General features: G+C 68.7%; 6 protein-coding genes. 3 read left to right on the forward strand and 3 right to left on the reverse strand.

Translation table 11 applies throughout. The features are described 5' to 3' along the window. Nucleotides 1-30: 30 nt before the first annotated feature. The 3 genes from GTP90_RS17325 to GTP90_RS17335 all read right to left on the reverse strand — a co-directional run bounded on the left by GTP90_RS17325 (nt 31) and on the right by GTP90_RS17335 (nt 7,898). Entirely contained in the window at nt 31-3,885 is a 3,855-nt protein-coding gene (locus tag GTP90_RS17325; protein WP_161084722.1) for an AAA family ATPase, read from the reverse strand. After that, complete coding sequence (locus GTP90_RS17330; RefSeq protein ID WP_161084723.1) at nt 3,882-5,156, reverse strand: exonuclease SbcCD subunit D C-terminal domain-containing protein; 1,275 nt, start codon at nt 5,154-5,156, stop codon at nt 3,882-3,884. Before GTP90_RS17330 ends, GTP90_RS17325 begins: the two co-directional genes overlap by 4 nt. 87 nt (nt 5,157-5,243) lie before the next feature. Then, nucleotides 5,244-7,898 (reverse strand): sensor domain-containing diguanylate cyclase, encoded by a 2,655-nt coding sequence (locus tag GTP90_RS17335; protein ID WP_161084724.1) that lies wholly within the window; start codon nt 7,896-7,898, stop codon nt 5,244-5,246. Between the two features lie 143 nt (nt 7,899-8,041). On the opposite strand from GTP90_RS17335, the gene GTP90_RS17340 reads away from it, so the two are divergent. The 3 genes from GTP90_RS17340 to GTP90_RS17350 form a co-directional block, all read left to right on the forward strand. Continuing rightward, nucleotides 8,042-9,283, forward strand: a complete 1,242-nt coding sequence (locus GTP90_RS17340; protein WP_161084725.1) for a winged helix-turn-helix domain-containing protein — start codon at nt 8,042-8,044, stop codon at nt 9,281-9,283. A gap of 10 nt (nt 9,284-9,293) precedes the next feature. Then, nucleotides 9,294-10,283, forward strand: a complete 990-nt coding sequence (locus GTP90_RS17345) for a DUF2804 domain-containing protein (RefSeq protein WP_161084726.1) — start codon at nt 9,294-9,296, stop codon at nt 10,281-10,283. 27 nt (nt 10,284-10,310) lie between these two features. Further along, nucleotides 10,311-11,716 (forward strand): acetate--CoA ligase family protein (locus GTP90_RS17350; RefSeq protein ID WP_175048124.1); only part of this gene is annotated, 1,406 nt, incomplete at its 3' end.

Raw genomic sequence — 11,716 nt, forward strand, 5'->3', positions numbered from 1 at the left:
GCTGGCGTGCGTTAGCAATAAAACAGCATTCTACTGCACTGTGACCGCGCTTTTACCACCGGCCGAAGGCTGCACCAGTATTTTTACGGCGATCCGCTCCGTCATTTCCTGCACGTGCGAGATCACGCCGACTTTGCGGCCCATCGCCTGCAGGCCGTCCAGCGCGTCCATTGCGACGCGCAGCGTTTCGGCATCGAGGCTGCCGAAGCCTTCGTCGATGAACAGCGATTCGACCCGCACGCGGTTGGACGATAGCGAGGCCAGTCCCAGCGCCAGCGCCAGCGACACCAGGAACGATTCGCCGCCGGACAGCGAATGCACGGAGCGCATCTCGCCGCCCATGTCCAGGTCGCGCACCAGCAACGCCAGCGACGGGTTGGCCGGATTGCTGATGCGTTCCAGCTGGTAGCGGCGCGCCAGGTGGTTCAGGTGGGCGTTGGCGTAGCCCAGCAGGACGTCCAGCGTGAACTGCTGGGCGTAGTTGCGGAACTTCTTGCCGTCGGCGGAGCCTATCAGGTCGTTCATGCGCGCCCAGCGCTGCTCGATGGTTTCCTGCTGTTCGATCTGCGCCAGCATGGCCTGCGATTGCCGGCGTTTGGCGTCGTCCTGTGCCAGCGCCAGTTGCAGCGCGGTCGCGTGGTCCTGCGCGGTGCCGCGTTCCGTGGCGAGCGCGTTCAGCGCCGCAGCCAGTTGCGCGATCGGCGACGGCGCGGCGGTGGGCGCATCATGGCCGCCATGTTCTTCGGCCGGCGGAGCGCTTGCCGGCGATGCGCGTTCCGGCGGCGCGGACAACTGGTGCTCGGCGCGCTGGCGCTGGCGTTCATTCAGCACGGCGGCGGCGTTGTCGGCGGCGCGGTCGATGGCTTGCAGCGCGGCGCGTTCGGCGTCCACGTCGTCGGCGGAATGGGCCAGCAGTTCGTGCAGGTGCTCCAGGTCGCGCAGGCCGGCGTCGGGCTGGCGCTGTTGGAATGCGGCGACCCAGTCGGACAGCTTCGTCGCCGCCGCAGCCGATGCGCCTTGCAGCGCCGCCAGCCGTTGCGCGGCCTGGGCCAGCGCCTCGTCGGCGCGCGCGCGGGCTTGCGCCGCCTGCTGCGCCGCGTTTTGCAGTCCCACCAGCCGCTCCCTGGCGGCATCGATGACGGCGTTGAACGCCGCTTCGACATCGCGCACTTCCTTGCCGCCCCACAGCGCCATGCGCTGCTGCTGCATGTCCTTGAGCGCGGTGTCCGCGCTGCTGTACGCGACGCGGGCGTTGACGGCGTCCAGGCCGGCCCTGGCCTGCGCCTCCGCAAGCGCCTTCACTTCCACCTCGATAGTGGCGATGGCGGCGGCGCGTTCGTCATGCGCCGCACGCTGCGCCAGCCACTGCCTGCTCTCGGCCTGGCGGGCTTCGTGGAATCGGGCCGGGCCGGCTTTCCAGTCGTCCTTCCAGTCTTCACTTGGAATGTCGCCGCCGCTGAAGGCCGGGTCCAGGTCGGACAGCAGGCCGCTGAGCGTGAGCGCGACTTCGATGCGCTGATCGTCCAGCGCCTTGTATTCGGTGTTCGATTGGGCGAGCGCGGTCTGGGCATGTGCCGCGATGCCTTGCAGGCGCGCGTGTTCGGCGGCCGCCAGGTCGTAGGCCGATTGCGCCTGGTCGCGCGCGGTGCGGGCTGCGTACAGATCCCGCTCTTGCCGCTCGACGGCTTGCAGTGCGTCGCGTACTTGCTCCAGCTGGGTGACGAACCAGCCGGTGCGTTCCGGTTCCGGCGGCAGCGATGCCGGAAGCTCCGATGCCGCATCGCCTTGATCGGCGGCCTGCATGTGGCTTTGCCACGCGGCGGATACGCGCTCCAGTGCCTGCGCCACGGCGCGGCCTTCGCTGGCCAGCGCGTTCAATTGTTCAAGGCTGGCCTGCTCGGTGGCGCGTTGCGCCGCCTGCTGATTGACGTTGGTCTCCATCTGCTGGCGGCAGCGGACCACTTCCGCCTGGAACTCGGCCAGCATCGCGTGCAGGCCGCCGTCGTCCTGCCGGTATGGATGTTCATGCGATCCGCAGACCGGGCAGGGCGTGTCGTCCTCCAGCGCGGCGCGCAGCGATTCAACGTTCTTGGCGCAGGCGGCTTCCGCCAGCTTCAGCGAACGCTCGGCCTGCGAGAAGGCCGCCAGTATGCCGACGCCTTCCTGCTGCGCGGCCTTCAGTTGAAGCTCGGCGGCGGCCACCGCCTGCCGCAGTTGCGCCGACTGCGCTTCAATATGTGCGTGGCGTGTTTGCCGCGCATCGAGTTCGATCCACAGTTTTTCCGCTGCGGCCAACCGGTCGCGGCGCAGCTCCAGGTCGTGGCGGGTCGTCTGCAACTGGTCGGCGGGGAAGGCCGCCAGCACGCGCGCCGCTTCCTGCCGCTGCGCGTCCAGTGTTTGCATCGCGGCGCCGGCGGCGGCCAGCTTGCCGCTGGCATCGGCCTCCTCGTCGCGATGCGCCTTGGCGTTGCGCTGCACGCGGGCCAGCGCGCTGCCCAGCTTCTCCGCTTGCGACGCGGCCTGGCCGGCCTGCACGAACAGCACATCCCAACGCTCCCAGGACTGCGCCATCGTTTGCCACTGCTTGTGCTGCGCCAGCCAGGTGACAGCCGCCTCGTGCTGCGCGGCCAGGCGCTTGCGTTCATCCTGCCGCTCCTGCAGCGCGGCCCTGGCGACTGCGTCCGCCTGGTCGGCCTCTTCGCACGCGGTGGCGGTTTGCCGGTAGGTCGGCAGCATGGCTTCAATGCGGGCGTCCAGCGCCTTGGCCTGGTCCAGCTGCGGCGCGGCGTTGCGTTGCGCGGCTTCCGATTCCCGTACTTGCGCCGCGGCCTGCGTTTGCGCCGCCGTGGCGCGTTCGAGCGCCTGCGCGGCTAGCGCGGCATCCTGGGTGCTGCTTGTCATGGCGGCCTGGGTGGCCGCGATATCCGCGCCGATGCGCGCGATGTCGTCGGCCAGCGGGCGCGCCGGCTGCACCGCGGCGATGCGCGCCAGTGCGGTGCGGCGTGGCGCCGACGCTTCCACCTCGGCGATGGCGGCCTGGCAGGCTTGCTGCGCCAGCTGTTCGTCGTCGGCCAGCTTCGCCGCCTGTTTGTGCCAGCGCAGTTCCTGTTCCAGCTCCAGTTTTTGCTGATCCAGCGCCTGCAGGGCTTCGGCGGCGCTTGCGCGTTGCGCTTCCAGCTCGCCGCGCTGTTCAGCGCTCAGCGGCTTCTGGTCGGCCAGGCGGGCAATCAGGCTTTGCAGGGCTGCCTGTTCCTGCTTGGCGCGTTCGAAGGCGCGCATCGAGATCTCGGAATAGACCGTGCTGCCGGTCAGCGTCTCCAGCAGCTCGCCGCGTTCGTTGTCTTCGGATTTGAGAAAGGCGGAGAATTCGTTCTGCGCCAGCAGCACGGCGCGCGTGAACTGCTCGAACGACAGGCCGATGCGCTTCTCGATTTCGACTTTGACTTCGGTCTTGGTGCCGCCTATCGCCTGCAGCGCCGGCAGCAGGTGCAGTGACATCTGGGTCGGCTGCAGCGCGCCTTCGGCCTTGGTGCGCGAGCGGCGCACGCTCCAGCGGGCACGGTAGGAGGCGCCGTCGCTGCCGACGAAATCCACCTCCGCATAACCTTCGGCCGTGCCGCGCCGCAGCAGCGTGCGCGGGTCCTGCGTGGAGACGGTTTCCGCGCCGACGTCGGCCAGGTAGCTGCGTCCCGCGACTTTCAACAGGCGCGGCGTGGCGTCGTACAGCGCCAGGCAGAGCGCGTCGAGCAGGGTGCTCTTGCCGGCGCCGGTCGGGCCGCTGATCGCGAACAGGCCGGTCGATGCCAGCGGTTCCTGTTCGAAGTCCACGCCGAATTCGCCGGCCAGCGAGGCCAGGTTCTTGCCGCTGATTTTCAGGATCCTCATGGCTGCCTCGATGTCAGCATGAGTTCCGTGAAGGCGCTCAGTTGGTCGGGAGGCGCGTCGTTGTCGAACCTTTGCCTGTATAGCTGGCGGAAGATGTCGTCCGGCTTGAGCTGCTCGAGCTGGTCCAGCGTCATCACCTCGTCGTCGATGGAGGTATTGCGCGCCGCGCTCGATGTCTCGATCTTGGCCAGCCGCACAGGCTTGCCGTCCAGCGCCGCCTCGACCCGCGCGCGCAGGCCCGGTTCCGGCGCATCCAGCAGCACCCGCACCTCAAGGAAGGGTTGCCGTTCGGGCTCCGCCTGCGGCAGGTCCAGCGCCGCCAGTTCCTCCAGCACCTGCGCCAGCGGCGCCGGTTTGGCCGGCGCCCGCAGCAGCGCGACCGCGCGCGGCACCATCAGCGGCGTGATCTCGCGCACGGTGGCGCCGTCGATGTCGATGCGCAGGATCTGGTGGCTGTATCCCACTTCCGCGAACGACAGCGGGATCGGGCTGCCGCAGTAGCGGATGTGCTGCTGCTTGCCGACGCTTTGCGCAAGGTGCAGGTGGCCCAACGCGGCGTAGGCGATGTCCGGCCCGAAGATCCCGGCCGGCAGCATCTCGGTGCCGCCGATGACGATGCGGCGTTCCGAATCGTTGGACATCTGGCCGTCGACCATGTGGCAGTGGCCCATCGCCAGTATCGCCTGGCCGTCCTGGCGCTTGGACTGCGCCAGTTCCAGCGCCTGCTGGTAGAGCAGGGCGATGCCCGCCAGATAGGGATCGGGAGCGGGATCGGGCGCCGGTTCGGCAGCCGGATCCGCGCCTTCCTGCGCCGGCAGGCGTGGCACGTCGCCCGGCCGCAGGAAAGGCACGGCCAGGCACCAGGCCTCCACCGCGCCGCCACGGCCGGTGAGCGGCAGCACCAGCGGTTCCAGGTCGATCTCGCCGTCGGCCTTGCGCTGTACGGTGCCGACCACGCGCGTGCCGTGCGCTTCCAGCAGCGGTCCCGGGGCCTCCAGCCGTCCCGGCGAATCGTGGTTGCCGGCGATGATGATGAGATTGAGGTGAGGCGCACGCTCCTTTGCCTGCTGCAGGAAACGGTACAGCTGTTTCTGCGATGCCGACGAGGGATTGGCGTTGTCGAAGATGTCGCCGGCGATCAGCAGCGCGTCGGCCTGTTCGGCGGCGATGGTGTCCAGCAGCCAGTCCAGGAAGCACTGGTGCTCGTAGGTGCGCTCGAAATTATGCAGGGATTGGCCGAGATGCCAGTCGGAGGTGTGCAGCAGACGCATGAAGATGTGTAATCAAAACAGCCGGGAAGCGCACAATATAGCGCAAGATGGCGCCGGACGAGTTGATAAAAGTGGATACGCCGCCGGCTAGGCCGGTTTGCTGGCCGCCGCCGGCAGCGCCGGGCCGGCGCGATAGGTATTGCGGCCGGCCTGTTTGGCCTCGTACAGCAGCACGTCGGCGCGGTGCAGCAGCTCGGCCGGCGTGATGTCCTCGTCGCGGTAGTAGGCCAGCCCGATGCTGGCCGAAATCGACACCACCGTGCCATCGAGATCGAACGGCGCCTGCATCGCGGCGACGATCTTGGCCGCCAGCGCGGCGGCGTCGTCGATGCGGGCGATGCGCTCCGTGATGATGGTGAACTCGTCGCCGCCCAGCCGGGCGATGGTGTCGCTGGCGCGCATGGCGTGCGTCAGCCGCGCCGAAAACGCCTTCAGCAGCGCGTCGCCGACGCTGTGGCCATAGGTGTCGTTGACCGGCTTGAAACGGTCGATATCCATGTACATCACCGCCATCAGGCCATGGTGTTCGCGGCTCGCCTGCATGCTGTCCTGGAGCCGCTGCACGAAGCCGGAGCGGTTGGTCAGGCCCGTCAGCGCGTCCACCTGCGAGAGCTTGAGCAGGCGCTGTTTCTCGCGCTTTTGCGCGGTGACGTCCTGCCGCATGACGTGGAAGCCGATCACGCTCACGCCGTCTTCGTCCATCTGCGGGATGTAGACCACCTCGAAGGTGCGGCCAATGGTGGGGTCGGGATCGTCCTCCTCGAAGGTCAGCGTTTCGCCGGCCAGCGCGCGCCTGATGTAGGGCGACAGAAAGCGGTAGCGCTCCTCGCTGATGGTGGTTTCCACGCTCTTGCCCAGCACCGACATGCCATGGCGGTTGAATTCCCGTTCATAGGCGAGGTTGTGGAAGCGGTAGATCTCCTCCGAGTCGATGTAGGCCACCATGGCCGGCAGCGTGTCGGCGATGGTGCGCAGGCGCGCCTCGCTCTCGCGCAGCGCCATCACGGATTTTCTAACGTGGGTGATGTCGTCCACCGTGCCGACGTAGCCGTAGACCTGGCCGTCCACCACCATCGCGGCGATCTTGAACGAGATCCAGATCATCATGCCGTCCGGGTGCACGCAGCGCACCGTGTCCTGGTAGGGGACGCGGGTTTCGGCCATGTGCTTCAGGGCCGCCTTGAGCACCGGGCGGTCGTTCGGATGGATGGCGCGCATCCATGAATCGCCGAGCGATTCCTCGCGCGTCAGGCCGGTGATGAATTCGAAGGTGCGGTTGACGTAGGTGCAGTGGCCCTGGGCGTCCGCGCGGATCAGGCCCAGTGGCGAGGCGTCGTTGACGGCGGCCAGCTCCGCCTGGTTTTTGCGCATCGCCAGCTCGCTTTCCTTGCGCGGCGTGATGTCTCGGGTGGTCACCGCCACGCCCTCGTCGATGGCCACGACCTGGTGGTGCAGCCACAGGTGGGCGCCGCCCGGCAGGTGGTCGGCTTCGAATTCCTCCTCCATCGGCCGGCCGGTGATCAGCACCGTCTTGTACTTGTCGATGTAGCCCTTGGTGTGCAGCGCCGGCACCACTTCCAGCAGGCGCTTGCCTTTCAGTTCGGCGGCGGTGGAGCCCAGCAGCGCCGCGCCGCGCTCATTCAGGTCGGCGATGGTGAAGTCGACGATTTCCTTGGACGGCCCGCGCATGCGGCAGGCCTTGAACAGGTAGACCGAGTCCATGCTGGCGTCGGCCGCCGCGCGCAGCATGGTTTGCGCCTCGGTGATCATGCGCGCGCTGCGCCGCAAGCGGTGCGCCTGCTGCATCAGCAGGCCGACAAACAACAGCATCAGCACCGAGGCGATGGTGGCGGCGCCATAGTACATGTCGCGCCGGTGCGCAAAGCCTTCCATCGCCGACTGCACCGGATTGCCGACCACCGCCAGCAGCAGGTAGCGCGGCATCTCGGCGTAGCCGTAGATGCGCTCGACGGCGTCGAACGGACGCGCCAGCAGCAGCTCGTCCTGCTGCGCGCCGTCCTGCGCGGCGGTGAAGTCGATCGAATCGCTGATGATCAACTGGTCGTCGACGCGCGCGGTGGACATGCCGTTCTCGCGGCTCACCAGCAGCACGGCGCCGCCGGGTTCGACGTTCAGGCGGTCGTAGTCCTCGACGAAGGTGGCGGGGTCGATCATCACCATGATGATGCCGGCGAAGTCCCCCTTGGCGTTGTTCAGCCGCCGCGTGATCATGATCTGCCATTTCTTTGTGCGCGGCTCGACCACCGGCGTCGACACCAGCGGCGTGTCGACCGGCGTGCCGGCGTGGTGCTGGAACAGCGCCTGGTCATGCACGTCCGGGGGGAAGTAGCCGTTGCGGCTGTCGAGCAGGCGGCCGTCGGGGCCGACCAATGCCAGCGGCAGGTCCAGCTTGGACGGCAGCAGCGAATCGAGCAGGCCGTTCCTGCGGGTGAACTCGGCCAGCCGCAGCGTGCCGCCGGTCTCCTCGAATTTGAGCTTGAACAGCTGGGTGGCGTGGTCGACCTGGCGCAGCAGGTGGTTGGTGTGCTCGGCCAGCGTGCGCGCCTGCGACTGGTTGTGCAGCACCGCTTCGTAGCGGGCGGTCTGGCGCTCCTGGCCGAGCTGATAGGCCACCGCCGCCCACATGGCGGCCAGCAGCGCCAGCGCAAACACGGGCAGCAGGACCGCGCGATACAGGCGGCGGAAAAAGATCACGATCGGGCGCGTGGCGGTATGGGTCATTGAAAGTCTGGTGTCACGGCGAAATCGAAGCTGTACCACAATGTGGATATTCTGCACGGAAATGTCACGTTTGTGGCCGGCGAGTCAAAAAAAACCCCTTTCCGATCACAGGCAATGTTGATTTCTTTATTAGAATAGCGGTCATGACCGAATTGATAATCAGCCTGGCCGCGGCGCGGGCGCTGCACCTGGCGGCGCAGGGATTGTTGCAACCGCGCCGCCGCAAGGCGCGCCAGGCCGACGTGGTGGACGCGATCCGCCAGATGGGCGTGCTGCAGATCGACACCATCCATGTGGTGGCGCGCAGCCCCTACCTGGTGCTGTGGAGCCGCCTGGGCGACTATCCGCAACCGTGGCTGGAGCAGGCGCTGGCGGCCGGCAAGCTGTTCGAATACTGGGCGCACGAGGCCTGCTTCGTGCCGATCGAGGACTACGGCCTGTATCGCCACCGCATGCTCGATCCGGCGGCGATGGGCTGGAAGTATTCCGAGACCTGGATGCGCGAGCGCCGCGCCGAGGTCGACGCAGTGCTCGACCACATCCGCGTCAACGGCCCGACGCGCTCCTCGGACTTCGAACGCACTGACGGCCAGGGCGGCGGCTGGTGGAGCTGGAAGCCGGAAAAGCGTTCGCTGGAAGTGCTGTTCACCTCCGGCGCGCTGATGATCGCCGCGCGCGAGAACTTCCAGCGCATCTACGACCTGGCCGAGCGCGTGCTGCCCGGCTGGGACGACCGCCACATGCCGCACATGGACGACACCCGCCGCACGCTGGTGCTGAAGGCGGTCAAGGCGATGGGTTGCGCGCGCGCCGCCTGGATCAGCGACTACTTCCGCACCAAGCCGCCGCGCCTCGATCCGGCGGAGCTGGTCGAGCAGGGCGCCTTGCTGCGCGCGTGGGTGGACGACTGGGACGATCCGATCTACGTCCATCCCGACCACGCGCCGCTGCTGGAGGCCGCGGCCGCCGGCGCGCTGGCGCCGACGCTGACCACCATCCTGTCGCCGTTCGACCCGGTGGTGTGGGACCGCCGCCGCGCGCTGGAGCTGTTCGGCTTCGATTACCGGCTCGAATGCTACACTCCGGCGGAGAAGCGCAAGTACGGCTACTTCACGCTGCCGATACTGCGGCGCGGCGCGCTGGTCGGCCGGGTTGACGCCAAGGCGCACCGGCGCGACGGCGTGTTTGAACTGAAGTCGCTGGTGCTGGAGCCGGGGGTGCGCATCAGCGGCCGTTTCGTGCGCGACGTCGCCGGCGCCTTGCAGCGCCTGGCCAACTGGCACGAATGTCCCGTGATACGCATCGTCCACGCCGCGCCGGAGAGCTTTGCGCCGCTGCTGCGCGCCGCGCTGGATCACAACATCAATGAAATGGAAGCCGCATGATGGGAGTTCAATGAGCCTGCCCGCCGCCCCCGCCAGCCTGCTGGGCCCCGACGGCCAGCCGCTGTTCGGCCGCTACGCCGGCCAGGTCGGCCACATCGACTGGAGCCGGCTGGCCGCGCCGTTCGCGCGCAACCGCCTGTGGCGCCGCTTCCACCACAAGCGCTGGCACTACGTGGCGCTGTGCACCGAACAGCTGTTCTGCGCGGTCGCCATCGTCGATTTGGGCTGGACCAGCACCGCCTTCGCCTACGCCTTCGACCGCAACGACGGCGACATGCTGGCCAATTTCGGCCAGAACGGCTTGCCCGGCCTGTCGGCGCGGCTGGCCGACCATGCCGGCGCGTCGAGCCGCTTCAAGACGCGCAAGAGCAGCATCGCCATCGACAGCCGCGGCGACGGCAGCTTCGGCCTGAGTCTGCGCTGCGACTACCTGGAGATCGACGCCGAATTCGGCCCCGGCGCCTCGCCGCTGCTGCTGGCCACCGGGCCGGTGGCGCATGGCTCGGTGCATGCGACGCAGAAGTCGTCCGGCATGCCGCTGAGCGGCGAGGTGCGTACCTTCCGCGAGGATTACGACCTGGCCGGCGGCGTCGCCAGCTTCGATTACTCCAACGGCCTGCTGGCGCGGAACACCGCGTGGCGCTGGGCCTCGGCGCACGACCTGGCGATGGGCTTCAACCTGCAGTCGGGCTACTTCGGCGGCAACGAGAACGCGCTGTGGCTGGACGGCCAGGTGCACGCGCTGGCGCCGGCGCACTTCATCTACGACAGCAGCGACCCGCTGTCGCAGTGGCACATCTTCACCGAGGACGACTTGCTGGAGCTGTACTTCACGCCCGAGGGCGCGCGCCGCGACGACCAGAACCTGGTGGTGGCGGCCAGCCGCTACCTGCAGCCGGTCGGCACTTTCACCGGCTGGGTGCGCAGCGCGCCGGATCAGCCGAAACGCGTGGTCACGCAGATGATGGGCGTGACCGAGGACCATGCTTCGCGCTGGTAGTGGCCGGTACAACAGGAGCATCGCAGCATGAGCATCAGGAATCTCGACCGATTGTTCCAACCGCGTTCGGTGGCCGTGATCGGCGCGTCGGACAACCCGCAACGCATCGGCACCCGCGTGCTGGCCAACCTGGCGCAGGGCGGCTTCGCGCGCGCCGGCGGCGCGATCTGGCCGCTCAACCCCAAGTACCAGGTGCTGCACGATATGCCGTGCTACGCGCGGGTGGCGGCCTTGCCCTCGGCGCCGGACCTGGCGATCGTGTGCTCGCCGCCGTCCACCATCCCCGGCGTGATCGCCGAACTGGGCGCGCGCGGCACCCGCGCCGCCATCGTCATGACGGCGGGGCTGGAGGGCCTGCGGGCCGGCAGCCGCAGCGTGCAGCAGGCGATGCTGGATGCGTCCAGGCCTTACCTGATGCGCATCCTCGGGCCGGGCAGCGTCGGCCTGCAGTCGCCGGCGGCGGGGCTCAACGCCAGCTTCACGCACATCGCCGCCGATCCCGGCAAGCTGGCCTTCGTGTCGCAGTCGGGCGCGCTGGGCACGGCGGTGCTGGACTGGGCCAGCCTGCGCGGCATCGGCTTCTCGCGCTTCGTCACGATGGGCGAGGTCGCCGACGTCGACTTCGGCGACCTGCTGGACTACCTGGCCGGCGACGTCGAGACCGAGGCCATCCTGCTGTGCATCGAGGATGTCAGCAGCGCGCGCAAGTTCATGTCGGCGGGACGCCTTGCGGCGCGCGGCAAGCCGGTGATCGTGCTGAAGGTGGGACGCGACGCCGCGCCCGGCGCCGACCTGGTGTTCGACGCCGCGATCCGCCGCGCCGGTATGCTGCGCGTGCATTCCACCGAAGACCTGTTCGACGCCGTCGAGACGCTGGCGCGCCAGCGCCCGCAGCGCGGCGAGCGGCTGGCGGTGCTGACCAACGGCGTGGGCCTGGGCCTGATCGCGGCGGACGCGCTCGAATGCAGCGGCGCGCGGCTGGCGCCCCTGTCGGACGAGACCCGGCGCCTGCTCAAGCGCGCCGAGGCGCCGCAGGACAATCCCGTCAACCTGCTGGCCGACGTGCCGGTCGAGCGCTACACCAGCGCGGTGGAGGCGCTGCTGCGCGAATCGCAGGCCGACGCGCTGCTGTTCCTGCACGCGCCGACGGCCATGGTGGACAGCGGCCGGATCGCGGCGGCGGTGGCGCCGCTGATGCGCTCCGCGTCCAAGAACGTGCTGTCCTGCTGGCTGGGCGGGCGCTCGGTGGCGGCCGCGCGCCAGGTGTTCGCCGACGCCGGCCTGCCCACCTACGACACGCCGGAAAAGGCGGTGCACGGCTTCCTGCAGATCGCCCAGTACCGCCGCAACCAGGAGCTGCTGATGGAGGTGCCGGCGCGCCTGCCCGCCACCTCGGCGCCGGAGCGCGCGGCCGCGCGGGCGCTGGTGGCGGC

Source organism: Duganella vulcania (assembly GCF_009857655.1).
Lineage (GTDB): Bacteria > Pseudomonadota > Gammaproteobacteria > Burkholderiales > Burkholderiaceae_D > Rugamonas > Rugamonas vulcania.